Here is a 25,889-nt window from a genome sequence, read left to right on the forward strand (position 1 = left end):
AGGGAAGGGAATAAAGTGGCGGTTTCGTACATGGACTTTACTTCACCATCGGTGCGGTTTACGTTTGATTTAAATAATAACCAATTTTTCAAAAAGGATAACCGGAATTATATTAACGCTCTTTCCGTCAATCAGCTCAACACATTAGGAAATGTGTCCCTGCTGGACATTTTTCTTAGCACGGGAAACGTTGTCGAGCCCCATATTCATCAAAATGCATCTGAATTGGTATATTGTATTTCAGGCGCGGCGATTGTCTCCCTGATTAACCCGTTTACGAAAGAGCTTCGCAATTTCCCGATCCAGCCGGGCCAAGTAGCCAATGTGCCTCAAGGATGGTGGCATTATGAAATGGCCACAGCCGACAACACCCATTTATTGGCTATATTCGATGCACCGATTCCGGAATTCATACCTGCTTCCGACATGCTGCGATTAACGCCGGCCAATGTGTTTGCCCATACGTATTGCCTCAACGAGGCGAAAGTTAAGGACACGCTAGCGCCCATTACCAATACCGTTGTCATCGGACCGCCCAGCGATTGCGCGCCGGAGCAAGGCCACAACAAACGAGCGGCAGCTCCGGCGTATCCGAATCAAGCGCACTACTACCAGGGACAGGGACACGTGCAGCGTCAAACCTTTGCTCCCCCGCAGCAACAGCCGTACATCGGGAATGGATGGGGATACGGGTATTAACCATTTCAAATAAAGTTTTGGTTTCGGCGGAGCCACTGGAATATACGACAAAAAAAACGGCCGTCCAGGCCGTTTTGCTGTAAATGTATGGTGGGCTCTCAGGGACTCGAACCCTGGACCAGATGATTAAGAGTCAACTGCTCTACCAACTGAGCTAAGAGCCCAAATAATCGATAAATGCGAAAATCGCTTTATGAGACACTTTAGTATTATATATGCTAGGCTTCTTTGTGTCAAGCGTCCGGACTGCCGCCGATTACGGCTTTATCGGATCATTTAGTGACAAGATTTATCGAAAAATGGCATGAAATCAAATTAATATTGCTTCCCCGGAACCGGATAATTCATGGATTCGTCATCCAAAACCAGAACCCAGTCATTTTCTCTTCCGCTTGTCGGGGGGACAAAGGTGAGAATGCCTTTATTCTCATATGTACCAATGAACTGAAATCCTCCTGTCCGTGGATCGTACCAGTATGCCCTGACCGTTTCGCCAGAGATTTTCCCCATATTGACCTTGATATTCAGGCCATTAGGAGTATAAATGAATGCGTAATTCTTTCCCCGGGTAGCCTGCAGATGATTTGCGCCTTCATAATTTTCCGCTATTAAATTCTGATCGGGAACACGTTCAAGGAAGGGCCTGGATTCCATTAACGCCCTGACAAACTGCATTTGATTTGCACCGGGGCGTTGTGCCGCATCTTTCCACTGCATGATGAAGCAGGGAGAACGTTCTTGGTTGAATGACCAGATGCAGTGGTGTCCGTACGTATGCCCCAATGCTCCGGCAAAAACGGCCCAATAGGCGGTCTTTCTCACATCAGCGGCGTCAAAATAGCCTCTTTCCGGCTTGAAACCGATGGGATGGTCTTCATAGCACGGTTCCCCGTCCAATGTAGGCTTGAGCGGCGATTTGTAATAATCCATCCCGACCAAGTTATAATTGTCTTTGTTCAAATCGCCGTGACCGGATTGGATCATGTTGAAATCGAGCCAGCTTTCGTCGTGTACATGATAGGAGGAAGAATAGCCTCCCATAGGATGGAAGGTTATCAGGTGGCGTCCGCTATCGCCTTCTTTCAGTCCTTCCGCCATCCCCCGGATAACGGCAAAATGCAACGCTGTTGTCAATGGGCGGTCTCCACCCAGAACCCAAATGATATTTGGCCTATCCTTATAACGTTCACCTAGCCACCGTCCATATATTCTGGCATTTTCGACGTTGAATATGACCGGCCCCTTGCCCCAGGCCAGATTGAACTTATCTCCCCATGTCGGCAGCAGTGCAATATAAAGCCCCAATGACGCCGCCTTGTCAACGATGTAATCCACGTGATCCCAATAATCATAGCCCTCGGTGGAAACATCCGGAAGCGTCGGATCATACTGTCCGCTACCGTTTTGCAGGAGAGGCTTTCGGCCATAAGCATTGGGTACGGTTAATCCTTCAAATTCAGCGAGAGCAACGGCCTGGATGACGGTAAATCTTTGGTCTGCCCTTGTTTTCAAATAGAGTTCCGCATTTTCCCGGTCAAGTCTGTGAAACAGTTCCCAGGCGGTATCTCCAAGCCAGAAGAACGGGGTCCCGTCTTCTTTGACGAGAAATCTTTGGTTCTCGCTTACCTTTAACCATGGCGTTGCTTGGATCTCCATGCTTGTTCTGCCACCTTTCTTCAAATGGGGTGACTTGTTCATAACTAATATATCACAACTGCGGTCGCACAATGTTCGAATTAAGATTCAATGTTGGCTGCATTTCCACTCAAATAAAGCACTCTATGCACTCTGTTTGTGTAATTCGTGATAAACAAAAAAAACGGCATCTCTGCCGTTTGCGTTGCATGTTGGTGGAGAATAGGGGGTTCGAACCCCTGACCTCATCGCTGCCAGCGATGCGCTCTCCCAGCTGAGCTAATTCCCCGTATTTCATTTTGCGTTAATCTGAGGTCTCGCGTTTGCGGCGACATGATAGATCATATCATAATCCAGAAAAGGTTGTCAATATTTTTTTCGCGAACATCGTTTGCTTTTGAAGCGAATGCGGCAAACTATGACCGCCGCCGATGCTTCGCGCCGAATCGGCAAGAGCTTGCCCTGAATGAGAGCGGCAAGCTCCATATTCGTTGCCCGGTCAAACGTTCAATCCGGCTACGGTATCGCCGCTTCAATCCCGGGACTCGGACGACCGTCCGATGTTAGATTGTTTGGAGAGCAGGCTGCTCAGTTCCTTCATAAACATGTCGATGTCCTTGAACTGTCGGTAAACGGAAGCGAACCGAACGTAAGCAACTTCGTCGACCGGATAAAGCTGCTGCATGACCAGCTCGCCGATTTCGCGGCTTTCCACTTCCGCTTTTGCGGTTGTGCGCAGTTCCTTCTCGACCATGGACACGATCACTTCGAGCTGCTCCACCGATACCGGCCGCTTCTCGCACGCCCGGATCAGGCCGCGGAGCATCTTGTCGCGGCTGAATTCTTCCCTGCTGCCGTCCTTTTTGATGACGATGAGCGGCGTTTCTTCGACCATCTCGAACGTAGTGAATCTGCGGTTGCATTTCTCGCATTCACGGCGGCGGCGGATCGATTTATTCTCGTTGGCAGGCCGCGAATCAAGCACTTTCGTACCTGAATAATCGCAATAAGGACATTTCATAACGATGCTCCCTCCATTCCGCCCCGGCTGTCCCGTTCGCCGGTCGCTATAATTTACCAATCAAATGCCGTAATGAACTCGCTTATATCGTACATAATACAAATACCAACCCGCGAGGAGGTGAACAACAATGGCACAAGGACGCAGCAGCAACCAACTGGTTGTACCGCAAGCGAATGCAGCCCTCGACCAAATGAAATTCGAGGTAGCGCAAGAGCTGGGTATTGCCATTCCGCAAGACGGATACTACGGAAACATGGCTACTCGCGACGCAGGCTCTCTGGGCGGTTACATTACCCGCCGCCTGGTGCAAATCGCTGAGCAATCTCTTGCTGGTCAATTCAAATAATCCAAAGGCTTAATAACCGGAGCTTTGGCAGCTTGCCCGATCGGCAAGCTTGCCAAAGTTTCGTTCGTTTTCGCACGTTTTTCATTCGAATTTCGGATAAAAGTCTTTGTACTTATTATAGTAATAAAAAACGCGTTGTACATAGTGGCGCGTCTCGCCGAACGGTACCTGGGAGATGTTCTCCAGCTTGCCGTCCCACTGTCCGTTGTTCAGCCACTTGCTGACGTTTCCCGGCCCGGCGTTGTAGGCCGCGACAACGGCAACCGAATTGCCGTTGAATTGCTTGTGAAGCGATCCGAGATACCAGCTTCCAAGCTCGATGCTGACGTCTGCCCGATGGCGAAGCATTTCTTTGGTAATCCCCGTAAAACCGGCCTTCTCCATAATCCAGTCCGCCGTCTCCGGCATAATCTGCATCAGGCCGAGCGCGCCTTTCGCGGACTCCGCCCCGGTCGAAAAGTTGGTTTCCGCGCGTATGATCGCTGCTACGAGGTGAGGGTCGATATTGTAATTGGATGCGCTCGCCCGAATATCCTCCATATACCGGATCGGATACATCCAGCGTCCCATCCAGTCCGATTTGACGAACAACAGGCCGATCACCAAAATGAACAGAAGGAGGAAATATCTTTTTTGCTCCGTCTCTTCATGTCATACCCAAGCTGCGCCAGAAACGTTCCACCTGTTGTTCCGTCTGCTCGACCGTTCCGCTGTTGTCTATAACCCAAGTCGCCCGCTTCCGTTTTTCTTCAATGTCCATTTGCAGCGCAATGCGCTGCTTCGCCTTCTCCTCGTCGATTCCGTCCCGCCGCATCAGCCTTTCGATTTGTACGGCGCGCGGCACATAAACGACGAGCACGCCCTCGTAAGCGGAAGCTTGTCCCGTCTCAAAGAGAAGCGGAACGTCCGCTACCGCCAGCTTGCCCGGATTCGCTTGCGCATATGCGTCAATGCGCGCCTTCATGCGGGCGCGGATCGCCGGATGGAGAATGGCCTCCAGCTGCCGCAGCTTGTCCCGGTCCTCAAAAACGATGGCGCCCAGCTTTTCCGGTCAAGCGTGCCGTCGGCCTTCTTCACGGCTTGTCCGAACGCGGAAGCGATGGCTTCCAGGGCGGGTTCCCCCGGCTCCACCACTTCTCTCGCCACCGCGTCGGCATCAACCAGGAAGGCGCCGCGCGCGACAAGCATGGCCGCAACCGTGCTTTTGCCGCATGCGATTCCTCCCGTCAATCCGATGATCATTCCCTTCACCTCGACGTTCACCCGTAATCATTCGATCATTATAACAGTTTCATAATACCCATCGCCATCAATACGATTCCCGGCAATAAAGACAAGGTCTGAATGCCTCTCCATCCGGCAAACCGGAATCCGACATGCATGCCGCCAAGCAAAAAGACTGCGCTTGAGACGGCGGCAACGATAGCCGTCAGCAAAGCCGGCAACCCGATCATCGCCGCCCCGAGTCCCGCTCCGAACGCATCCAGCGACAGCGCGCAGCCGAGCAGCACCGCTTCCGATGCCGAAATGACGCCCGAACGGTCGACGTCCGCCGCCTGCGGCGTACGCAAAATTTGGATAACAAGGCCGAGCCGCTTCAGCTCCAGCACGAGCACGGTAGCCGCTGTCCGCTGCCGCTGCCGGACTGGAGACGCCGGAAGCCGGTCGTCGCCAGCCGGGTCAGGCTGGACGGCGCTGCGGCCGGCCCGGTTGCGGCCGTATTGAAACAACGCCCAGCCTCCGATTCCGATCAGGACGACGGCGCCGATCAATTGCGCAACGGCAGGCGGCAGCATCGCGGATATCCACTCCCCGGCCCGCATGGACAAGCCGATGACAAGGCCGGAACAGCCGGCGATAATGAAAACCGAAAGAAGCGGTATACGAATTTTGCGCAAGCCGTATGCGATCCCGACACCGAACCCGTCCACGCTTACCGCAAATGCAAGCAGCAGCAAGGATACGTAATGCGCCAGCATTCCCGAACCCTCCCCGTCGGGCGGCATGCGGCCGCCCATTTATTTCGTATATCATATGTGGGGGAAAAGTTCGGCGTGCCTGGCTGGTATCGACCGTTCAGCCGCTGGCGGCCCGCCTAATTCGACAGTTCGCCGGCGGTCGCCGCCCGGCGCTTGCGGCGCGGCGGCTGGCAGCGGAGGCAAATATGCGTTCCTCTGCCGCCGACGACCGTCTTCGTAATGGGGCCTCCGCAGCGGGAGCACGGTTCGCCTTTGCGGCCGTAGACAAGCAGTTGATGCTGAAACATGCCCATCTCGCCTTGACCGTTCACATACGATTTGATCGAGGAGCCTCCCGCTTCGACCGCGCGTTCGAGCGTTGCGCGAATCGACTCGTAAAGCCGGCGCCATTCCGCAGCTTTAAGCGAATCGGCGCTTCGCTCCGGATGGATGCCCGCTTGAAACAGCGCCTCGTCTACATAAATATTGCCCAGACCGGCCACATATGTCTGATTGAGCAGCAGCGGCTTGATCTTAGTCGGACGATGGGCGAGCATCTTTCGCAGCGCATCCGGCGTGAAGGAATCGCTGAGCGGTTCGAGCCCCAGCCTGCTCAGCGGAGGCTGCTTCAGCTCTTCCCCGGGGGCGAACAGATGCATCGTGCCGAACTGCCGCACATCTTTATAGCGCAGCTCCGTACCGTCGTCGAAATGGAAAATGACATGCGTATGCTTCTCCACAGGCTCGTCCTGCGCGTAGACGCCGTACCGGCCTTCCATCCGCAGATGCGACACCAGGACGAGCCCGTCCAATACAATTCGCAAAAATTTGCCGCTGCGCTCCACGGTCTCGATCGTCCGGCCCGCCAGCGCGGCGGCGAAAGCTTCCGGCTCCGCCGGCCGCTGAATAATCCGGGGGAGACTTACGGTGACCGATTCGATTCGCTTGCCGGCCACAAGCTGATTGAGCGTCCTCCGGACCGTCTCCACCTCAGGCAGTTCCGGCATGTTCTCTCCCTCCCAACACTTCGGGCGATTTCGAACCCCTGTTTCCTTTCCAAACTTGGGGCGATTTCGAACCCTGTCTCCAATTCAACATCTGGGCGCCTACGAGCCCTCCCTTATTTTCAAGCGTTGTCGGTTAACGCGGTTTACTTCGCTTCATACCAATTGACGCCGTAATGAACGTCGGCCTTGAGCGGAACGTCGAGCTCGATCGCGTTCTCCATCACTTCGGGCACGAGCGTTTTCATCGTCTCCAGTTCGTCTTCGGGCACCTCGAACACGAGCTCGTCATGTACCTGAAGCAGCATGCGGCTGCGCAGCCCCTGTTCCTTCAACCGTTCGTGCATGCGAACCATCGCCAGCTTGATAATATCGGCGGCCGTCCCCTGGATCGGCGTATTCATCGCCGTCCGCTCGGCGAACGAGCGCAGGTTGAAGTTCGACGCCTTGATTTCCGGCAAATACCGCCGCCGTTCCAACAGCGTCGTCACATAACCGTCGGCGCGCGCTTGCGCGACGATATTGTCCATATAGGCGCGAACGCCCGTGAACGCGGCGAAATACTGGTCGATAAACGCCGCCGCTTCCTTCCGCGTAATATTCAGGTTTTGCGACAGGCCGAAATCGCTGATGCCGTAGACGATGCCGAAATTGACGGCTTTCGCCTGCCGCCGCATATTCGCGTCCACCTCCTCGGCCTTGACGCCGAACACGTCCATCGCCGTTTTCGTATGAATGTCCAGATCGTTGATGAACGCTTCCTTCAACCTCTCGTCTCCCGATATATGGGCCAGCACCCGCAGCTCGATCTGCGAGTAGTCGGCGGCCAGAATATACCAGCCTTCTTCCGAGGGCACGAACGCCTTGCGGATTTTGCGTCCCTCCTCCAGCCGGATCGGGATATTTTGCAAATTCGGAAACTGGCTGCTGAGTCGGCCGGTCGCCGCAATCGTCTGGCGGAAATACGTATGGACCTTGCCCGTATCCCGGCGAATCTCCTTCAGCAAGCCTTCCACATACGTCGACTGCAGCTTCGACAATTGGCGGAAATGCAAAATGAGCGGCACAATTTCATGATACGGCTCCAGCTTCTCCAGCACGTCGGCGTCGGTCGAGTAGCCGGTCTTCGTTTTCTTGATCACGGGCAGTCCCAGCTTGTCGAACAGAATATCGCCGAGCTGCTTCGGCGAATTGATGTTGAATTCGGTGCCGGCAAGCCGGTAAATTTCCGTCATCGTCGCCGCGATATCCCGTTCCAGCTCGCGGCCGAGCTGCTCCAGCGCTTCGGCATTGACCACGATGCCCTGCTTCTCCATTCCGGCCAGCACCGCGGACAGCGGCTGCTCGAGCTCGTAATAGAGCCGGTGCATTCCGTCCCGCTCCAGGTCCTCCTTCTGCCGAACCGCAATCCTTACGATGGCGTCGGCCTTGACGGCGAGATGGCGCAGCATCGTTTCCGTATCCGGCACTTTAAATTTGGCTCCCTTGCCGTAGACCGACTCGTCGGTCGGAACGGCCGGCAGACCGTACCGCTGCGCCAGCCCGCTGATCGTCTGGGACGTATCCGTCGGATCGAGCAAATAGCCGGCAAGCTGCACATCGAACGCCGTTCCGCGCAGCTCCCAGCCGAGCCAATGCAGCGCCAGCTCCGCCTTGTGCAGATCGTAGCCGACTTTCGGCGCCCCGGCATCGGCCAGCCAGCTGCGGATCGGAGCGCCCGCTTCGCCTTGCAGCGCTTCGAGAGCGGCCGCATATACGCGGCCGCCAGCCGCAACCGCCAGACCGAGCACGACCGCATGATGGGGGTTTTCGCCGATCGCCTCGATATACACGCCTTGCGACTGCGCCAGCGCATCGGCCATCGCGGACAGCTTGTCCGTCTCGTCCTCCGATGCGATCGCGACGATATCGAGCTCCGCCGCGTCGGCGGACGCGTCGGCGGCGGCTCCGCCTTCCCCGGGCAGTCCGAGCCGCTCGATCAGCGAACGAAACTCCAGCTTGCGGAACGCTTCCGCCAGCGCGGCGGGATCGTACCCGCGGTAAGCCAGCTCGTCCGGTTCCCGCTCCAGCGGCACTTCCCGGAAAATCGTCGCCAGCTCCTTGCTCATGATGGCGTCGTCCTTATGCTGCTCGACCTTCTCTTTCATTTTGCCTTTCAATTCGTCCGAATGCGCCAGCACTTCTTCCACCGAACCGTATTCGTGCAGCAGCTTCAGCGCCGTCTTCTCGCCGACTCCGGGGATGCCCGGAATATTGTCGGACGGATCGCCCATCAGCCCCTTCAGGTCGATAATTTGCAACGGTTCGAGCCCGTACTTCTCCTTGATGGCAGCCGGCGAGAATCGCTCCACCTCGCTGACGCCCTTGCGGGTCAGCAGCACCGTAACGCGATCCGTCGCAAGCTGCAGCATATCTTTGTCGCCGGTGACGATGACGACCTCGTCGCCGCGCTCCTCCGCGATGCGCGACAGCGTCCCGATAATGTCGTCCGCCTCGTAGCCTTCCAGCTCGTATTGGGAGATGCCGAACGAACGCAGCAGCTCCTTCATCAGCGGGAACTGCTCGGACAGCTCGGGAGGCGTCTTGGCCCGCCCGCCCTTGTAATCGCCGTAGTCTTTGTGACGGAACGTCACTTTGCCGGCGTCGAACGCAACGAGCATATGGGAAGGCTTCTCTTCTTCCAGCAGGCGCAGCAGCATCGTCGTAAAGCCGAACACCGCATTCGTGTTCAGGCCGGCCGAGGTCGTCAGCGGTTTAATGGCGTAAAAAGCTCTGTTCGCGATACTGTTGCCGTCTATCAAAACCCATTTGTTCATCCCGGCACCTCACTCACCTTAGTCCTGCCCACTATTTTAACATAAAAGCCGCTTCCTTTCCCGATTTGCCGAAACCTGTCCGCGATTGGCGCGTATTTCCATTATTTATATTAAGGAAGGACCCTGATTGCTCGGCGGCGAAAAAGGGTATTGTCACGTATTGCACGCCTTTTCGATACGAGGTGAACGGATGAAAATCGGGAGGTTCTATCAGGTTTGCATCAGCATTATTCTGGTGCTCATCATCATCTACTTGCTCGACAAGGTCGGATTCGTGTTCCGTCCGCTCGTTGCCGCATTCAACATCGTTATGCTGCCGCTATTGTTTTCCGTCTTTCTCTATTATTTGCTCCGGCCCTCGGTCAGATGGCTGCATCGAAGGAAGCTGAACAAGTCTGCCGCGATCTTGCTGCTGTACCTCGTGTTCGGGGGATTGACGGCTCTGATCTCGACTTTGGCCTGGCCGACGCTGCAGGCGCAATTCACCAGCTTTACGAACAATTTGCCGGTCTTGCTGACCGATCTGCAGACCCAGCTGGAACGGCTGCGCGAGCATGCCTGGTTCCGGGCGGCCGACCCGGGCAAGCTCGATCTCAGCTCCAACTTGACGGAATATATCGGCCGCGCTTTCAACCAGGTGACCAGTTATATCACGAACGCCGTGTCCGTTCTGACGAATGTCGTGCTGATCGTCTCCACCGTGCCCGTACTCGCCTATTACATGCTCAAAGAAGACCGGAAAGCTTACGACGCCTTGAAAAAACGGCTTCCCGGAAAATACCGCGCCGCCGTCGTGGAAACGCTGCGGGATATGGACAAGGTCATGAGCGAATTTATTCTCGGCCGTATTATACTCAGTTTCCTGCTGGGCATTATGATCTATATCGGCTTCCTGTTGATCGGGCTGCCCTATTCGCTTATGCTGGCGCTGCTGCTGGCCGCGCTGAACATGATTCCGTACGTCGGGCAAATTATCGGCCTTATTCCGTGCTTGATCATCGCGTTTATCGATGGCCCTTCGACGGTTATCGGTGTTCTGATCGTCAACGTGACCGCCCAGCAGATCGAAGGCAACCTGCTTTCGCCGCATATTTACGGCAGAAAGCTGGACATTCATCCGCTGACGACGATCCTGATCCTGCTGGCGGGCGGAAGCGCGTTCGGCATCATCGGCATTATGTTCGCCATTCCGGCCTATCTGATTTTAAAAATCGTGGCATCCCGCCTTTTCCGCCATTACGCGGCAGAGAGCCAGTACAGCTGAAATGTTTAGGAGGAAGATTCGTACATGAGTTCGTTAAGGGGAATGATGCGCTGATCGGCTGTCTGATGATTGCCGTAGCGTTCCGGGTCGGCTATGACAACATGGTCGGACTGATCGGTGTCTCGCGCGCGTGCGCCGGAATGAACACAAGAAAATGGCGAAAAACCTCCGAAATCCTGCTGATCCGGATTCCGGAGGTTTTGACGTGACGAATCGGCTATTGCGTATAGCCTTGGACGGGAGGCTGCTGAACCGTGTTCCCGGCCGCGCCCGGCGCACCGAGGCTGCTGCGGACGAGCTGCTCCGCCTGCTGAATGCGCTGCACCAGCCGCTCGGTCTGCCGCTTCTGCGCATCCATCTGAACCTGCAGTTGATTGGCCGACAATTGGACTTCCTGCTGGATATTCTGCAGCTCCTGAATGAGCTGACGTATCAGGCCGGAGCCGCTGTCGGCGCCCGCTCTCTGCAGCGCGATCCGCGCCTGCTCCTGCTCCTGCAATTCCCGCAGGCGCACCTGTTCCTGAAACTGCTCGTATGTCATGTTCAAGTTGGAAGGCTGTTGTCCTTGCAAAGGTATCGCTCCTTCTTTGTCTTGGTCTCAGCCGGCCTGGACAAGGCCGGAATTTGACGCCTACAAAGACAGGATGCGCATTTTGCGTCCTAATTATAGCGAGGCCGGACCTTACTGGTTCAAATCGGGCCGTTTGCCCGTCACCAGGTAGACGACGCTTTCCCCGATATTGGTCGCATGATCGGCAATCCGTTCGATATAGCGGCCGACGAAGCTGAGCAGCATCGCCTGGGATACGATTTTCGGATTATCCGCCATCAGCGTGTACATTTCCTGCAAAATCTGGCTGTACAGCGCGTCGACTCGGTCGTCGTCCGCAGCCATCTTGTACGACAAGTCGACGTTTTCCTGAATGAACGACTGGGTCGACTCGAAGATCATCGTCTGAACGATTTCGGCCATGCGCGGCAGATCGACAAGCGGCTTGATGAACTGCTGTCCTTCGAGGCGCAGCACGACTTTGGCGATGTCGACGGACAGGTCGCCCATCCGCTCCAGATCGTTCGATATTTTGAAAGCGACCAGAATGCGGCGCAAATCTTTGGCGACCGGCTGCTGCGTAGCGATCAGTTTCGTGCCGAGATCGGTTATTTTCTCCTCGATCAGATTGAGCTCGGCGTCCTCGGCGATAATGCGTTTGGCCAGATCCGCGTTCAGATGGACGAGCGCGTCCATCGACAGGGCGAGCGTCCGCTCCACCCGCTCTCCCATGTCCACGATCAAACGGTGCAGCTCTTCCAGCCCGGAATCGAACTCCTTGCGTGTCGTCATCAATGTGGTTTCCTCCTCGTACGGCCGCTTGTTAGCCGAAACGTCCGCTGATATAGTCTTCTGTCCGTTGATCGGACGGATTGGAGAACAACTTTTCGGTATCGGCGTGCTCGACGACTTCCCCGTTCAGGAAGAAGGCCGTCTGATCGGATACCCGCGCCGCCTGATGCATGTTATGCGTTACCATGACGATCGTATAACGGTTTTTCAGTTCCTGCGTCAGCTCTTCGATCTTCAGCGTGGAGATCGGGTCGAGCGCCGACGTCGCTTCGTCCATCAGCAGAATATCCGGATTGACCGCGAGCGCCCGCGCGATGCACAGCCGCTGCTGCTGCCCGCCGGAGATGCTGAGCGCGGACCGTTTCAGATGATCTTTCACTTCGTCCCAAAGCGCAGCGGCGCGCAGGCTGCTCTCGACGATCTCGTCCAGCTGCTTCTTGTTGCGAATGCCGTGCAGACGCGGGCCGTAAGCGATATTGTCATAGATCGATTTGGGAAACGGGTTCGGCTGCTGGAACACCATGCCGACTTTTTTGCGAAGCGTCTCGACGTCCACCTCGTTGGAGTAAATGTCCGTTCCGCCGATAGTCAGCTTCCCTTCGATTCGCGTCCCCGGAATCATATCGTTCATCCGGTTCATCGTGCGCAGCAGCGTCGATTTGCCGCAGCCCGACGGCCCGATGAACGCCGTGATCGCCTTCTCCGGAATGCTCAGCGACACGTTCTTGAGCGCGTGAACGGAAGAATAGTACAAATTCAGGTTACTGATTTCGATCAACGTTTGCATAGGGCTTCTCCTTTCATCGCTCCGTCACACTTTCTTGTTGTACTTGTTGCGCAGAAGAATAGCTGCGAAGTTCATCAGCAGCAATACGGCCAGCAGGACGACGATGCCTGCGGCGGCCAGTTCCCGGAATTCCGCTTGCGGACGGGCGATCCAGTTGTAGATTTGAATCGGCATGACGGTAAACGAATCGAGCAGATCGTTCGGCAGAAACGCGACGTACGTCATCGCGCCGATCATGACGAGCGGCGCCGTCTCCCCGATCGCCCGGGACATCGCCAGGATGACCCCGGTCAAAATTCCCGGGAAGGCCGATGGCAGCACGGCGCGGGCGACGGTCTGCCATTTGTTGGCGCCGAGCGCGAACGAGGCCTCGCGGCGCGATCTCGGAACCGCCCGAATCGCCTCCTGGGACGAAACGATAATGATCGGCAGGACGAGCAGCGTCATTGTCAGAGCGCCGGCCAGCAGGCTTCGATCCAGTTGCATGGCGCGAACGAAGATGGCGAGCCCCAGTATGCCGTAAACGATGGACGGCACGCCGGCCAGCGTGCTGATGTTCAGCTGAATGAGACGGGTCAGCCGGTTTTTGGGCGCATATTCCTCGAGATAGATCGCCGCCCCGACGCCGAGCACGAACGACAGCGGCGCCATAATGACAAGCATGTACAGCGAACCGACGATCGCCGACTTCATTCCGGCCTGGCTAGCCCGCCGCGACGGATATTGGTTGAACAGATCCGGCTGGAGACGCGAGGCGCCGTCGATCAGAATGTCGACGAGCAGCGCCATCAGCACGACGACGCCGACCGAGGTAGCGGCCACGAACAGCAGATGGAGCGCGAAATCGAGCCGGCGCCGCCCGGCGATCTGCTTGCGGTTGGCATCCTGTAGTACACCCATGGCTTAATACTCCTCCCGGAATCGTCTTGCCACGTATTGGGCAAGAATATTGAGCAGAAACGTAATGACGAACAGCGTCATGCCGACGGCGAAGATCGACCCGTACTCCAGACTGCCGCGCGGCGTATCGCCCAGGCTGACCTGCACGATATAGGCCGTCATCGTCTGGATGCTTTCGAGCGGATTCGCCGTCAGCTTCGGCGTCGATCCGGCCGCCACGGTGACGATCATCGTCTCCCCGATGGCGCGCGAGAACGCAAGCACGGCGGATGCGACGATACCGGAGAAGGCGGCCGGCACGACGATGCGCAGCGCCACTTCAAGACGCGTCGCGCCGAGGGCGTAGGCGCCGTCGCGAAGGCTGCGCGGAACGGCCGACATCGCGTCCTCGCTCAGCGAGCAGACCATCGGGATGATCATGATGCCTACGACGATGCCGGCGCTAAGCGCGTTGAACACGCCCATTTGCGGAAAGATTTCGCGCAGAAGCGGCGTGACGAGCGTCAGCGCGAAGTATCCGTATACGATCGTCGGAACGCCCGCCAGCACTTCCAGAATCGGCTTCACGACGCGGCGCACGCTTGACGGCGCGTATTCCGACAGGTAGATGGCGCTCGCGAGGCCGATCGGAATCGCGACGATGCAAGCGATCACCGTAATGAGCAGCGTACCCGACAGCAGCGGCAAAATGCCGTAGCTGACCGGCGGAATGAGCGGCGACCATTTGCGTCCCGTCAAAAATTCGAATATCGGTATTTCACGAAAGAAGTGGTAGGTTTCCGTAAGCAGCGTGACGACAATTCCGATCGTTGTCAGAATCGACACGGCTGCACAGAGAAAAAGGAGCAAGGGCATGACGGTGTCGGCCAAGCTTTTCTTTTCGTTTTTGAAGCTGTAAGTCGATCCGGCGTCCGTCCTGCCCCGCTTCGCCTTGCTTGCCGGAAGAGTCGGCATAGACATTTCGTCGCTCACTCCTTGCCTTTACAATTCGTTAACATCGGTTGCGTGAAAAATGTGATGCCTGCAAGACACCACATTTTCCAAGAGCTTGCTGTTTTCTGCGAGAATGTCAGCCTTCGATTTTGGCGGCTTCCTTCGCGTATTGTTCATCCGGAAGCGGCACGTATCCGACCTCGGCGGCCATGCTGCCGATATTGTCGATATAGTACTGTACGAAGGCTTTCACTTCCGGACGTTCCAGTTCGGCTTTGTTGACATAGATGTAGAGCGGGCGGGAAAGCGGCGAATATGAGCCGTCCTTGATCGTTTCAAGGGTCGGTTCGACCGGACCGTTGCCGGCTTCGATCGGCACCACTTTCAGCTTGTCGGCATTTTCTTCGAAATAGGCGAAGCCGAAGTAGCCGATGCCGCCTTTGTTGCCTGCCACGCCTTGAACGAGCGTGTTGTCGTCTTCGCTGAAGCTGATCAGATCGTCGTTGCGGATGCCTTTTTTGTCCAGAATCGCTTCGTTGAAGTAATCGTAAGTGCCGGAATCCGCGCCGGGCGAGAACAGCGTAATCGGCTCGGCCGGGAACCCTTCGCGCACATCGGCCCACGTTTTCACCGTGCTGCCCGCGGCGAAAATTTTGTTCAGTTCTTCGACCGTCAGATGGTCGACCCAGTCGTTCTCCTTGTTGATGACGACCGACAAGCCGTCATAGGCGACGCTCAGCTCGATGAAGTCCACTCCGCCGTCTTTCGCTTTTTGCGCTTCTTCGTCCTTGATCGGACGGGATGCGTCGGCAATCGCGATTTCGCCGGCCGCGAATTTCTCGAAGCCGCCGCCCGTGCCGGATACGCCGACCGTAACGCGAACGTCGGGATGCTCTTTGTTGAACTCTTCGGCAGCCGCTTCCGTCAGCGGATAGACCGTGCTGGAGCCATCGATTACAATATCGCCGGACAATTTCGCTTCCTCTTCGGCCGGCTTGCTTCCGCCGTTCTCCTGCGCGCCGTTCGCCGATTCGGCCGGCGCATTGCCCGTTTCGCCGCCCGAACCGCCGTTTCCGCACGCCGCAGCGAACACGAGCAGCATGGCCATCGCCAGCATCAAGATCCCCTTGCTCATTTGCCGATTCAACAACTCTACCACTCCCCGGATTTGTCTATTCTTGCTCTTACGTCTTCTATATTACAAGCCGTTTGTAAATCGAGTGTTCAGGTTATGTAAAATTACTGTTAATTTGTTTTCACGCTTTTCCGGACCAATTCGCAAGCAGCCGCCGCATGCCTTCGCCTGCCTGTTCCGCCGCCGAGCGGGACGATTCGGCGAGCCGCCCGATCTCGCCCGTGCTTGCGCGATTCGTTTCCGCGGATTGAAACAGCTGCTCGAACAGCGCCTCCGCCTCGCGGACAAGCTTCCCGCTGCCCTCGGTTTCGGCCCGTTCCGATTGCAAAAAGCCGACATGGTCGCGCACCGCAGCCGAGATGCCGCCGGTCAGCTTCGCGATTTCATCGGCATAACGCTTCGTCCGGTTCGCCAAGTTCATCATCTCTTCGGCGACGACGGCGAACCCTTTGCCGTGCTCTCCCGCGCGGCTGCTTCGATCGATGCATTAAGAGCGAGCAGCTGGCTGTGCTCCGTCAGCTCGCGAATAAGGGCGGATACGTTCCCGATGGCCAGCGCTTCCTCGCGCAGAGCGGATATCCGGCTCTCCTGCTGCACGGCCTGTTCGGCCATCAGCCGATGCATATCGGCCAGCCGCTTCAGCTTGTCCTTCCCCTGGCGCGCCAGCTCCAGCATCGCGGCAGACCGCTCGTCGCCGAGCCGGGCGGATTCCAGAACGCGGCCAACCGATGCCGAAATTTGCTCCATTCCATTCGCCGCCTGAAGGGCGATCGCAGCTTGCGAGCGGATCGCTTCCTCCTGCAGATCGCGCGACATGCGCAGAAGATCGGATACCGACAGGACGCCGGCCAGCCGTCCGTTCTCCGTCACCGGCACGCAATCATAGAACGCGCCGTCCTCGCGCCGCAGCGCCGCATCGATAACCGTCTGCGGCGGCGAATCGGCGTCGGCCGTAAGCAAAACGTCTTTCATGAGCCGCTCGATCGGCTTGTCATCGAACAGCTCCGCCCCGAACCGCTGGCCGAGCCGCGTGAAGAATCCGTTCCGCATCACCAGTCCGAGCGGCTCGCCTTCCGCTGTGCAAACGACGATGCATTCCCGTTCCCCGTCCCGGCGAAAAACCGCCAAAGCGTCGCGGCATGATGCCGAAGGCGGAAGCGCCGCCGCCGGGCGGATGTAGTCGCGTATACGGACGGCGGACGGCGTTCGTTCGGCGACGTCACCCTTTTCGCGATTTGTCATGTCCGCAGGCGCTGCGGTCAGTTCGCCTCCGCCGTCAGCGCCGTTGACCGACCGGTTGTCCATTACGCCGGCTGTCATTCGCATCTCCCCTTCCGTAGCGTCAAAACAATCGTTTCCTACAAATATAGGTCTTCAGTATCAACGCGAACCCGGAAAAATGTTAGCGCAGTGTAAAACTTGCCTATTCCTGCAAACGAATGAAAGCCAGCCTGGGAGGGGAGATCACTTCAAAACGGTAAAAAGGCTCCGGCCGCTTGACAACTCAAGGACCAAAGCCTCTATCTTCCGACTGCCCGACGATGTGGGCGCCGGCCGCCGCTATGACATTTTTGTTACTCCGGACGGACGTCGGAGGACCGAAAGATCTCGAGCGCAGGCAGCTTGCGCCCCGTGAAATCGAACAGCGTCAAATTCGCCCAGTTATTCGGATGCCCGACCGACCACTCCGTCTTCGCCGGTATCCAGCACGGCTCCCAATAATGAAACCCGACGCCGCGGCCTTCCGGCGTCCGCTTGATCAGCTCGACGAAATCTCGCATATAAGCGGCCTGTCCTTCCGGCGTCGCCGGATAGCCTTCGTGCAGTTGCTCTTCCGATTGGACGATGAACGGATGTCCTTCCCGCTTGCCGATGGTCCACGGATAGGCCGTCTCGACAACGATGATGTCTTTCCGGTAACGGACGGCCAGATCGTCCAGATTGCAGCGCAAATCGTCGAGCGAACCGTGCCACCATGGATAATAGGACAGGCCGATCGTGTCGAACGGGACGCCGTATTGCTCGAAGCGGTCGTAAAACTTGCGGCTCCCCGCATTGTCGCCTCCCCGGTCGATATGGATCATGACGTTAATATCGGGTGCCGCCTCCTTCGCGCCGTCGATACCGGCTTTAACGAGCTCCGTAAATTTTCCCCACTGCCCGTCCGTATCCCAATCGTCGCCGCCTACCCGACCGTCATCCCACAGCATGCCGGGCGTAATTTCATTGCCGATCTGCACCATGTCCGGCAGCGCGCCGCGCGCCTTCAGCGCTGTCAGCGTCTCCTTCGTGTACAGCCGGACCGCTTCCCGCAGCTCGTCAAAGCCAAGCTTCTCCCACGCCCTCGGCTTCCACTGATTGGCCGGATCCGCCCATTTGTCGGAATAGTGAAAGTCGAGCAGAAAATGCAAGCCCAGCGCCTTGATCCGCTCGGCCATGGCGAGCGTGCGCTCCGTATTGCAGTAACCGCCGGGCGGGTCGTTCCAGATGCGTAGCCGGATCGAGTTGATTCCGTTGTCCCGCAGGATGGCCAGCGCATCCCGCACCTCGTCCCCGTCGCGGAACGTTCCTCCCGCTTGTTCGATTTCGTCGAGAAACGATACATCCATGCCGTTCAGAAATACCGCCGTCATCTGTAACCCCATCCTTTCATCCTTTACGTTTTGCCTTGACACGCCTGCGTCTTCGCCTCAACCTTTGATCGAACCGAGCACGAGTCCCTTTACGAAATATTTCTGCAAAACGGGTAGACGAGCAGAATCGGGAGCGCTCCGATAAAGATCTGAGCGGCATTCACCGTCGTTTGCGACAACAGCTCCAGTTCCTTTGGGCTCATGCTCATCGTGCTCATATCCCGTTGAATGATGACAGTATGCAAGAAGGTTGCGAGCGGCTGCTTCTTCGCGTCGCTGATATAGAGCAGCCCGTCGAACCAGGAATTCCAATGGAACACCATGCTGAACAGCGCGAGCGTGGCAATGGCCGGCAGCGAAACCGGCAAATAGATTCGAAACAACGTCCGAAAATGGCCGGCTCCATCGATCAAAGCGGCCTCCTCCAGTTCCTTCGGCACGCCGCGAAAAAATTGAGCAGCAGAATCGTCAGCCAGACGTTGACCGCGCCCGGCAGGACGAGCACCCAGAAGCTGTTCATCAGACCGAGCTTCTGGATGACGATGTAGAACGGGACGAGACCGCCGTTGAAGATCATGGTAAAAACGAAGATCCAGGAATAGAAAGTCCGGCTTTTGAACACCGCGCTCTCCTTCGAGAGCGGATAGGCCGCCAGAAAGGCGAGCAGCAGCGTTAACGCCGTCCCGATCACTGTCCGCTGCACCGAGACCCATATGGAATGGAGAAAGACGGGATTGCGGACCGTCTTCTTGTACGCCTCAAGCGTAAACTCCACCGGCCACAGCCCGACCATATTGGCGTCGGCCGCCGCCTTGGAACTGAATGAGACGGCCATCACATGGATGAGCGGAATAACGCAAAGCACGGCTAGCAGCACGAGAAACGTGACATTAAACGCATTGAATATCCGATAGGACGTCGTTTTGTAATACATCGTGGCTCACCCCATGATCAGAATATGCGGTAGCCTGCCCACTTATAGGCCAGCCGGTAGGAGATCAGAATCAGAATCATGCCGATGACCGACTTGAACAATCCAATGGCGGTGCCGAAGCCCATCTCGCCGTTCAGAATTGCGGTACGATAGACGAATGTATCGATAATATCGCCCTTGTCATAGACGAGCGGATTGTACAGATTGAAGATTTGATCGAACCCGGCATTCAACACGTTGCCGAGCGCGAGCGTGCCGACGACGACCGTAATCGGGATCATAGCCGGAATCGTAATGTGAAGCGTCTGCTTGAACCGGCCCGCTCCGTCCGTTTCCGCGGCCTCGTACAGCGACGGATTGACGTTCGCCAGCGCCGCCAGAAAGACGACGGTGCCGAAACCGAACTCTTTCCAGACGTCCGAGACGATGACCGTTACCCGGAACCAGTCACCGTCCCCCAGGAAGAAGACGGGTCCGATGCCGAACCATTCGACGAGCACGCGATTGACGATGCCGCCGTCGGTTGAGAGAATATCGACCAGAATGCCCCCGAGAATGACCCAGGACAGGAAGTGAGGCAAATAGACGAGCGTTTGGACGAACCGCTTCACCGCCATTTGCCGCAACTCGTTAAGGAAGATTGCGAACGTGAACGGCGCGATCAGGTTGAACAAGATTTTCAGCACGGCGATAATCAGCGTATTGAGGATAACCTGCACACTGTCTTGCCGTTCGAACAGGTAGCGGAAGTTGTCCCACCCGACCCATTCGGAGCCGGCGATGCCGAGCCACGGTTTAAAATCCTGGAATGCCATTACGATGCCGGCCATCGGGATATAGCTGAACACGATCAGAAAAAGAAGCGACGGCAAAATCATGATATGAAACGGCCAGTTTCGCATCCGTTGTTTCATGAAAAAGGCCCTCCTGTTGACCAATAATCCGGCAAAGGCGGCCCTTCGCACGGCCGCCTTCTCTTTTTCCCCTATTTCTTGACGCTGTCGTACCATTCGTTCACTTCATTCGTGATTTGCTCTCCGCCCGACGCTTTCCACGTTTCGACGAATTTGTCGAACGCCTCGGGCGGCTGCTCGCCGTAAATAATCTCATTGAACGTCTGACTCTCAATCTTGTTCAGATAGTCCATCTTCGTCTTCATCGTCTTCGTTGCCGGTCCCGTGAACATATCCTTCATCGAGATGTCTTCCTGCTCCAGCAGCACCTTGGCGGCGGCCGGCGTCTCCGGACCGTAGTTGTTCTTCACTTCCTTCTCCAGACGGGTTTCCGGCTCTTTGCCTTCGGCCAGATTGAGCAGCGCTTTCATCTGGGCATCCGGAATGCGCGCGCCGTCTCGGACGAGCAAATAACGGATGGAATTGACGTAACCGCCCGGGATGTTGTCGAGGTGCAGCGGTTTGCCGTTTTCGTCCAGATCGTAATCGTAGCCTTTGAACAGCCCCAGATCGTATTCGCTGCCCTTTTCCGGGTTGGCGAAGTTGTCGAACAAGTAGTTTTGATAGGTGAAGAACGCTTCCGGATGCTTCATGTTTTTATTGATCAGAATGACGCCGTTCGTGAAGTGTGTGCCGTGGCGTCCCGCCTTGCCGTCAGGTCCGGATGGAATCGGATACGGCTTCCATACGGCGCCTTCGACATTCTTGGCCGTGTCGAGCAACGGCCAGCCGCTCATCCAGTAAGGTCCCGGAATGATGCCCGCTTTGCCGGCTACGGCGGGTTCGGAGGTCTTGTTCTCGTCCCACAGCGCCGCTTCCTTCGGAATATAGCCTTTGTCGTACCATTCGTTCAGCTTCTGCAGCCCTTGCTTCATGCCCGGATGGATTGATCCGTACTCCAGCTTGCCGTCCGCGCCGACGTTCCACTGCTGCGGGATTGTGCCGTAAGCGCCGAAGATCCAGGACGGATCGCCCATCCATGTATTCATCGACGACTTGAATCCGATGCTGAGCGGAATCACCTCGCCCGGCTTCAAGCCGTCCGGATTGCGCGTCTTAAACGCTTCCATGACCGCCTCCAGCTCCTCGATCGTCTTCGGGGCTTCCAGCTTCAAATCGTCCAGCCAGTCCTGGCGGATCCAGAGCAAATAATCGTGGTTGTAAGCATAGTCGAGCACCGGAATGCCCATCCTTTTGCCGTCCCGCGTATACGGATTCCAGACATTCTCATCCAGCGCCATCGCCTGCTTCCACGTTTCGGAAGCGTACTTGTCGAACAGCGGCCCTACCTCCCGGAAGATGCCCGAGTCGATCAGGTCCTGCGCCAGCAGCGCATCGCCGATCGTGACGATGTCCGGCATTTCCTGGCCGGAAGACATGGCGAGCCTCAATTTGGTCGCAAAGGCGCTTCGTATCGGTGACCGACCATAGCGACTTGATTTCGATTCCGAACTTGTCAAGCGCCCATCTGGTGGCCACGTTGTTCTCGATCGTCTCGTTGTTTTTGAACGTCAGTGCCGGATCGACGCCCCATACGGTAGAAATCGTGACCGGCGGATCGTATTTCTCCTTGTATTCGTTGTCTGCTTTGGCCGGTTCACCGCCGGCCGCGCCGGCCGCGGTTTCGCCTTCGCCGCTCTTCCCGCTCCCGGAGCAGCCAACGACCGCCGCGAATGCTGCGGCAAGGGCGAGTCCGGCTATCCAACGTTTTCTGTTCTTCGTACTCACGGGTGTTCCCCCTTTCGTCAGGTTTGGTTGCTTCCATTTCATTATAGGAAGGGGGGCCTAGTGATCATAGGACACAAATCGAACATTTCTGCACCTTTGATAATCATTTACGGGTCCCGGAACTCGTTGGGCGCAAGGCCGTAATGTTTTTGAACATTTTGCTGAAATACTGCGGGTTCTGGTAGCCGAGCTCGGCGGTAATTTCATAGATTTTTTTGTTCGTATGCTTGAGCAGATAGAGCGCGCGTTCCATGCGCATCCGGATAATATAGTCGCCCAGACTCTCTCCCGTTTCCGCCTTGTATATTTTGGACAAGTAGACGGGATGGAGATAGACGCGATCGGCGATCGTCTTCACCGAGGTCTCCCCGCCCAAGTCCCTCGACACCAGTTCCTGCACTTTCGACACAATATAACTGCGCGCATGCTTGTCGCTTGCGGACAGTTCGCGCCTCAGCTTCTCCAGCATGCCGGCTGCCCATGCCCGCAGCTTGCCGACGGAAAGCACGATTCCCGGGTCGGCCAGCAGATCAAGTCCCGCATGATCGATCTGGTGCATATAGTGTCCCTGCTTGTGCACGACGTACATGAAGGCATTGCTTACCGAAAAATACACTTCGTACAAATGCTCCCGCGAATCGCCGCTCTTCTCCAGCTCGTCGAATACTTCCGCGATCTTCCGTCCAGCCGCATCCCATTGCTTCGATTCGAGCAGATGAATGAGCGTCGGCGGCTTGTAGAGCGCATCGAGCGATCTGGCGGTTCGCCGGTCATGCGCCGCATCCTCCAGGAAGACGGTTCCCTCGCCCTCCGTTGTGCCGATGGCGCCGAGCCCGGCACGATAAGCGGCGGAGACGTCGTCCGGGAACGTGAACCATTCCGTGATAACAAGCGAAATGCCGCCTTTCAAATAATTTTCGACGTGCCGCCTGAACAGTCTGACCGCTTCCTCCAGTTCCGCGCGGCGCGCCTTCTCGAACGACTGCTCCTGCAAGAGCCGCTTCTCCGTTTCCGGCTTGAGCGAAGCGATCAGCACGAGACAATCGTGCGGCGCCTTGCCATGCCATACATCGTACTGCCCGCGAACACCTCTTCGGCGATGTTGCCGACGGCATATTCCATCAACGATATCGAATGATGATCCATCTCCGCGAAGCGGCGGCCAAGCTGAATGAGCATCATCACCGCCGAATCCTCGATGCGCAGCGGAATCTCATACAAGGCGAGTTTTTCGCCGGACGCCTTGGCGGAAAGACGGCGGCCAAGCAGCAAGTCGCGCAGCAGGCTTGAGCGCAGCACGGCAATATCGGCTTTGCGGTAATAGACCAGCTTGTTGAACTTCTCTGCCTGTTCCCACTCGTCCTTGAGCGATTCGATCGCATTCGTCAGACTGACAACGAATTCGTCGTCATCGACCGGTTTCAGAATATAATCGAAGGCTTGAAGCTGGATCGCCCTCTTCGCGTACTCGAAATCCGAGTGGCCGGTCAGCAGCATGCAGCGGACGTTGGGCCACTGCTGCGCCACCTTCTCGATCAGCTGCAGCCCGCTCATATCCGGCATGCGGATGTCGGTCACCAGAATGTCGACCGGCTGCCGCTCCATCAGCAGCAGCGCTTCCGCAGCGGAAGACGCCTGAATGACTTGGCGAATGCCCAGCTCGGCCCAGGGAATCGTCTTGGCCAGACTTTCCGTAACGTAGGTTTCGTCGTCCACCAGCATAATATCGATCATTTCTTCTCCTCCCCGACGTTCGTCATACCGTTTGCCGGATCGTTCGTTTCGCCGTTCGTCGCCGCAACCTCTCTCGCTTCGTACGGCCAGTACAGCGTCGCCTTCAAGCCGCCGAGCGGCGAGGCGGCGAAGGAAATTCCCGCCTGTCCGCCGAAGCGAAGCTGCATCCGCTGATGGACATTCCAGACGCCGCAGCCCATCTCCCGGTCCATCGGCTTCGACAGCTTGTACTGCAATACCAGCATCGCTTCCACGCTCATCCCTTTGCCGTTGTCCTCCACGACGATTCGCATGCCGTCTTCCCCGCAATGGCCCGTAATCCGGATGAAACCGGCGGCGGCTTGCGGTTCTATGCCATGCAGCACGGCGTTCTCGACGAGCGGCTGGATGACAAGCGGCGGGATATCCGCCTTCTTCATACGCTCCGGCACATTCACTTCGAAGCGCAGACGCGGCATCCGCATGTTCTGAATGTCCAGATAGCTCGTGACGAAGCCGATCTCTTCCGACAGCTTGACCAGGTCGCGCTCCTGCCGGGTCGTGTACCGGTAATATTTGGCCAGCCTTTGCGACATTTCCACGACAGCCTTGTTGTTGTTCAGCTTCGCCATGCTGGAGATGAAGGAGAAGCAATTGTAGAAGAAGTGCGGATTGATCTGCGATTGCAGCTGTTTCAGCCGAGCTTCCCGGACATGGATCTTCTCCAAGTACACATGCTGGAACAGCTCCTGAATCTGCATCACCATCGAATTGAAACGGTCGAACACGAAGCTGAACTCGGTGCGCCCCTTGGGCACCATGCGAACGGAATAGTCGCCGTTCTTCAGCTTCTGGAAGCCGACGACAAGCCGCTTCAACGGCACCTGCACCTGTGCGTACATCAAATAGGCGGCCAGACAGCTCATAAGCAGCAGCCCGGCGACGGAGAAGGTGAACAGTTCGTTCGACTTGCGGATCGGGCGTACGATGTCGGAGAGCGGCATGAAGTCGACCAGATGCCAGCCGGTCGAGCGGGACTTCACCGCGTTCACAAGATATTTCTCGCCATCGAGCTCGACCGTCCGGCTCTCGATGTCGTGAAGCTCGCCGCGCTCCAGCTCCGCGATGATCCGGTCGGCCAGATCGCGGTCGGCCGTCCGGTTGTAGATCGCGCCGATCCCCTGGCGATAGTAAACCGGCTCCCGCCGTCCGTCGCTTTTGAACCGGTCGAGCATATCGACAATATTCGTACTGTCGAATCGCACCTCGATAATGAGATTGGCATCCTCCGGCCGTTTGTAGGTCGCGTAAGGCGAAACCGTGAACCAGGAGAACTGATACCGTCCCGCAGTCTCTCCTTCCAGCTCCTTCACTTGCCAGCCGGGCTTCAGCCTCCGCTTTAATTCCCACGTATCGTAATGCCGGGCATCAGCGACGGATACGACACGGTTTAAGGAGGGCGAATAGATGAACAGCTCGCTGTCCCAGTTCGACGAGTTCTCCTGAATGCTCAGTTTCGTCTGGATTCGCTTGACGAGCGTAATCGTATCGAGATTCAAATACTCGCTGGCGAGAAATACGTCCTTGAAGCTGGAGATGTCGGGATCGTGCATGAGCAGATTCGGCCACAGCGTCAAAAGGTCGATCTGCGTGTTCACCTGATGTTGGAAAAAGGTCAGCTGTTCCGTGTTCGACTTGTTCAGCTCCGTTCCGAGTACTTGCGTACTTGTCTTGTTGGAATAGTAATAAAGCGCCATGATCGGTACGAGCATGACGACGATGAGCGTTACCATTTTCGTAAACAAATTGATTCTCGGCATCATCCCGCCGCCACCTTTATTTGTCGAATAGTGCCGTGATCGTAATCGTATTGTAAAGAGCATGCGCCGGAAAAAGCAAGCGCTATCATTTTTCGGCCATCGGCGTGTGGCCTCCCCCTCTCATCGTCACATGGCCGCCCGGGTGGCACAACGTCACAATGGCAACATTTCGGCAGTTTTGGCAATGTGGTTAAAAAAATCGCCTCATGTCTGGCGACAAGCCAGCATGAGGCGATAAGCCGGACAGCCGTTTGACCGTTCCGGC

The 25,889-nt window shown here is 56.6% G+C and carries 20 protein-coding genes, 2 tRNA genes and 4 pseudogenes; 3 read left to right on the plus strand and 23 right to left on the minus strand.

Annotation, left to right across the window (positions count from 1 at the left end; translation table 11 throughout):
• The first annotated feature begins 15 nt into the window (after nucleotides 1–15).
• Complete coding sequence (locus PACILC2_RS14500) at nucleotides 16–699, plus strand: cupin domain-containing protein (RefSeq protein ID WP_213529247.1); 684 nt, start codon at nucleotides 16–18, stop codon at nucleotides 697–699.
• Nucleotides 700–787: 88 nt separating this feature from the next.
• Here the strand turns inward: PACILC2_RS14500 and PACILC2_RS14505 are convergent.
• From PACILC2_RS14505 to nrdR, 4 genes are all read right to left on the minus strand, one after another.
• Nucleotides 788–863: transfer RNA gene (locus tag PACILC2_RS14505), tRNA-Lys, on the minus strand.
• A 151-nt stretch (nucleotides 864–1,014) separates the two neighbouring features.
• Entirely contained in the window at nucleotides 1,015–2,355 is a 1,341-nt protein-coding gene (locus tag PACILC2_RS14510) for a glycoside hydrolase family 140 protein (RefSeq protein WP_213529248.1), read from the minus strand.
• Nucleotides 2,356–2,547: 192 nt separating this feature from the next.
• Nucleotides 2,548–2,623, minus strand: a tRNA-Ala gene (locus PACILC2_RS14515).
• A gap of 243 nt (nucleotides 2,624–2,866) precedes the next feature.
• Nucleotides 2,867–3,355 carry a transcriptional regulator NrdR gene (gene nrdR / locus PACILC2_RS14520; protein WP_062494522.1) on the minus strand — a complete coding sequence of 163 codons (489 nt, stop codon included), beginning with the start codon at nucleotides 3,353–3,355 and terminating at the stop codon, nucleotides 2,867–2,869.
• Nucleotides 3,356–3,485: 130 nt separating this feature from the next.
• On the opposite strand from nrdR, the gene PACILC2_RS14525 reads away from it, so the two are divergent.
• On the plus strand, nucleotides 3,486–3,704 hold the full coding sequence (locus PACILC2_RS14525) for an alpha/beta-type small acid-soluble spore protein (protein ID WP_062494525.1): 219 nt from the start codon (nucleotides 3,486–3,488) through the stop codon (nucleotides 3,702–3,704).
• An 81-nt stretch (nucleotides 3,705–3,785) separates the two neighbouring features.
• Here PACILC2_RS14525 and PACILC2_RS14530 read toward each other — a convergent pair whose 3' ends face one another.
• From PACILC2_RS14530 to polA, 5 genes and pseudogenes are all read right to left on the minus strand, one after another.
• On the minus strand, nucleotides 3,786–4,295 hold the full coding sequence (locus PACILC2_RS14530; protein ID WP_244863519.1) for a lytic transglycosylase domain-containing protein: 510 nt from the start codon (nucleotides 4,293–4,295) through the stop codon (nucleotides 3,786–3,788).
• 55 nt (nucleotides 4,296–4,350) lie between these two features.
• Nucleotides 4,351–4,946: pseudogene (gene coaE / locus PACILC2_RS14535) on the minus strand (dephospho-CoA kinase).
• A 38-nt stretch (nucleotides 4,947–4,984) separates the two neighbouring features.
• Nucleotides 4,985–5,683 carry a sporulation membrane protein YtaF gene (ytaF, locus tag PACILC2_RS14540; protein WP_213529249.1) on the minus strand — a complete coding sequence of 233 codons (699 nt, stop codon included), beginning with the start codon at nucleotides 5,681–5,683 and terminating at the stop codon, nucleotides 4,985–4,987.
• Nucleotides 5,684–5,799: 116 nt separating this feature from the next.
• A complete protein-coding gene (gene mutM, locus PACILC2_RS14545; RefSeq protein ID WP_213529250.1) occupies nucleotides 5,800–6,669 on the minus strand; it encodes a DNA-formamidopyrimidine glycosylase in 870 nt (289 codons plus the stop codon).
• Nucleotides 6,670–6,812: 143 nt separating this feature from the next.
• On the minus strand, nucleotides 6,813–9,482 hold the full coding sequence (polA, locus tag PACILC2_RS14550) for a DNA polymerase I (RefSeq protein ID WP_213529251.1): 2,670 nt from the start codon (nucleotides 9,480–9,482) through the stop codon (nucleotides 6,813–6,815).
• A 190-nt stretch (nucleotides 9,483–9,672) separates the two neighbouring features.
• Here polA and PACILC2_RS14555 point away from each other — a divergent pair, with 190 nt between their 5' ends.
• A complete protein-coding gene (locus PACILC2_RS14555) occupies nucleotides 9,673–10,746 on the plus strand; it encodes an AI-2E family transporter (RefSeq protein ID WP_213529252.1) in 1,074 nt (357 codons plus the stop codon).
• A 217-nt stretch (nucleotides 10,747–10,963) separates the two neighbouring features.
• Here the strand turns inward: PACILC2_RS14555 and PACILC2_RS14560 are convergent, their stop codons facing one another.
• The 14 genes and pseudogenes from PACILC2_RS14560 to PACILC2_RS14625 all read right to left on the minus strand — a co-directional run bounded on the left by PACILC2_RS14560 (nucleotide 10,964) and on the right by PACILC2_RS14625 (nucleotide 25,627).
• Nucleotides 10,964–11,317, minus strand: coding sequence for a hypothetical protein (locus PACILC2_RS14560; protein ID WP_213529253.1), 354 nt, complete (start codon nucleotides 11,315–11,317; stop codon nucleotides 10,964–10,966).
• A gap of 111 nt (nucleotides 11,318–11,428) precedes the next feature.
• Nucleotides 11,429–12,088 carry a phosphate signaling complex protein PhoU gene (gene phoU / locus PACILC2_RS14565; RefSeq protein WP_213529254.1) on the minus strand — a complete coding sequence of 220 codons (660 nt, stop codon included), beginning with the start codon at nucleotides 12,086–12,088 and terminating at the stop codon, nucleotides 11,429–11,431.
• 31 nt (nucleotides 12,089–12,119) lie between these two features.
• Entirely contained in the window at nucleotides 12,120–12,875 is a 756-nt protein-coding gene (gene pstB / locus PACILC2_RS14570; protein ID WP_062494546.1) for a phosphate ABC transporter ATP-binding protein PstB, read from the minus strand.
• Nucleotides 12,876–12,899: 24 nt separating this feature from the next.
• A complete protein-coding gene (gene pstA / locus PACILC2_RS14575) occupies nucleotides 12,900–13,775 on the minus strand; it encodes a phosphate ABC transporter permease PstA (RefSeq protein ID WP_062494548.1) in 876 nt (291 codons plus the stop codon).
• Between the two features lie 3 nt (nucleotides 13,776–13,778).
• A complete protein-coding gene (gene pstC, locus PACILC2_RS14580; RefSeq protein ID WP_372447137.1) occupies nucleotides 13,779–14,630 on the minus strand; it encodes a phosphate ABC transporter permease subunit PstC in 852 nt (283 codons plus the stop codon).
• A gap of 214 nt (nucleotides 14,631–14,844) precedes the next feature.
• Nucleotides 14,845–15,843 carry a PstS family phosphate ABC transporter substrate-binding protein gene (locus tag PACILC2_RS14585; protein ID WP_062497089.1) on the minus strand — a complete coding sequence of 333 codons (999 nt, stop codon included), beginning with the start codon at nucleotides 15,841–15,843 and terminating at the stop codon, nucleotides 14,845–14,847.
• A gap of 121 nt (nucleotides 15,844–15,964) precedes the next feature.
• Complete coding sequence (locus PACILC2_RS14590) at nucleotides 15,965–16,258, minus strand: hypothetical protein (protein ID WP_244863520.1); 294 nt, start codon at nucleotides 16,256–16,258, stop codon at nucleotides 15,965–15,967.
• 5 nt (nucleotides 16,259–16,263) lie between these two features.
• Nucleotides 16,264–17,163, minus strand: a complete 900-nt coding sequence (locus tag PACILC2_RS14595; protein WP_213529255.1) for a CBS domain-containing protein — start codon at nucleotides 17,161–17,163, stop codon at nucleotides 16,264–16,266.
• Between the two features lie 254 nt (nucleotides 17,164–17,417).
• Nucleotides 17,418–18,476 carry a glycoside hydrolase family 53 protein gene (locus PACILC2_RS14600; protein WP_213529256.1) on the minus strand — a complete coding sequence of 353 codons (1,059 nt, stop codon included), beginning with the start codon at nucleotides 18,474–18,476 and terminating at the stop codon, nucleotides 17,418–17,420.
• Nucleotides 18,477–18,533: 57 nt separating this feature from the next.
• Nucleotides 18,534–19,410: pseudogene (locus PACILC2_RS14605) on the minus strand (carbohydrate ABC transporter permease).
• 17 nt (nucleotides 19,411–19,427) lie between these two features.
• Nucleotides 19,428–20,324: an ABC transporter permease gene (locus PACILC2_RS14610; RefSeq protein ID WP_213529257.1), complete on the minus strand. Its 897-nt coding sequence runs from the start codon at nucleotides 20,322–20,324 to the stop codon at nucleotides 19,428–19,430.
• Nucleotides 20,325–20,395: 71 nt separating this feature from the next.
• Nucleotides 20,396–22,133: pseudogene (locus tag PACILC2_RS14615) on the minus strand (extracellular solute-binding protein).
• A gap of 65 nt (nucleotides 22,134–22,198) precedes the next feature.
• A pseudogene (locus tag PACILC2_RS14620) lies at nucleotides 22,199–23,825 on the minus strand (response regulator).
• Nucleotides 23,822–25,627, minus strand: a complete 1,806-nt coding sequence (locus PACILC2_RS14625; protein ID WP_307860596.1) for a sensor histidine kinase — start codon at nucleotides 25,625–25,627, stop codon at nucleotides 23,822–23,824. The pseudogene PACILC2_RS14620 and the gene PACILC2_RS14625 overlap by 4 nt, the downstream one beginning before the upstream one ends.
• Nucleotides 25,628–25,889: the final 262 nt, after the last annotated feature.

The sequence above is a fragment of the Paenibacillus cisolokensis genome (assembly GCF_018403665.1).
Classification (GTDB): domain Bacteria; phylum Bacillota; class Bacilli; order Paenibacillales; family Paenibacillaceae; genus Paenibacillus_AH; species Paenibacillus_AH cisolokensis.

What these genes read in the sequence shown, in the direction of transcription:
- PACILC2_RS14600 (WP_213529256.1), bottom strand. Translation starts at nt 18,476, where the DNA reads ATGACGGCGGTATTTCTGAACGGCATGGATGTATCGTTTCTCGACGAA.
- PACILC2_RS14555 (WP_213529252.1), top strand. Translation starts at nt 9,673, where the DNA reads ATGAAAATCGGGAGGTTCTATCAGGTTTGCATCAGCATTATTCTGGTG.
- PACILC2_RS14525 (WP_062494525.1), top strand. Translation starts at nt 3,486, where the DNA reads ATGGCACAAGGACGCAGCAGCAACCAACTGGTTGTACCGCAAGCGAAT.
- nrdR (WP_062494522.1), bottom strand. Translation starts at nt 3,355, where the DNA reads ATGAAATGTCCTTATTGCGATTATTCAGGTACGAAAGTGCTTGATTCG.
- pstB (WP_062494546.1), bottom strand. Translation starts at nt 12,875, where the DNA reads ATGCAAACGTTGATCGAAATCAGTAACCTGAATTTGTACTATTCTTCC.
- PACILC2_RS14595 (WP_213529255.1), bottom strand. Translation starts at nt 17,163, where the DNA reads ATGACAGCCGGCGTAATGGACAACCGGTCGGTCAACGGCGCTGACGGC.
- PACILC2_RS14610 (WP_213529257.1), bottom strand. Translation starts at nt 20,324, where the DNA reads ATGAAACAACGGATGCGAAACTGGCCGTTTCATATCATGATTTTGCCG.
- PACILC2_RS14585 (WP_062497089.1), bottom strand. Translation starts at nt 15,843, where the DNA reads ATGAGCAAGGGGATCTTGATGCTGGCGATGGCCATGCTGCTCGTGTTC.
- ytaF (WP_213529249.1), bottom strand. Translation starts at nt 5,683, where the DNA reads ATGCTGGCGCATTACGTATCCTTGCTGCTGCTTGCATTTGCGGTAAGC.
- PACILC2_RS14510 (WP_213529248.1), bottom strand. Translation starts at nt 2,355, where the DNA reads ATGGAGATCCAAGCAACGCCATGGTTAAAGGTAAGCGAGAACCAAAGA.
- pstC (WP_372447137.1), bottom strand. Translation starts at nt 14,630, where the DNA reads ATGCCCTTGCTCCTTTTTCTCTGTGCAGCCGTGTCGATTCTGACAACG.
- phoU (WP_213529254.1), bottom strand. Translation starts at nt 12,088, where the DNA reads ATGACGACACGCAAGGAGTTCGATTCCGGGCTGGAAGAGCTGCACCGT.
- pstA (WP_062494548.1), bottom strand. Translation starts at nt 13,775, where the DNA reads ATGGGTGTACTACAGGATGCCAACCGCAAGCAGATCGCCGGGCGGCGC.
- mutM (WP_213529250.1), bottom strand. Translation starts at nt 6,669, where the DNA reads ATGCCGGAACTGCCTGAGGTGGAGACGGTCCGGAGGACGCTCAATCAG.
- PACILC2_RS14625 (WP_307860596.1), bottom strand. Translation starts at nt 25,627, where the DNA reads ATGATGCCGAGAATCAATTTGTTTACGAAAATGGTAACGCTCATCGTC.
- polA (WP_213529251.1), bottom strand. Translation starts at nt 9,482, where the DNA reads ATGAACAAATGGGTTTTGATAGACGGCAACAGTATCGCGAACAGAGCT.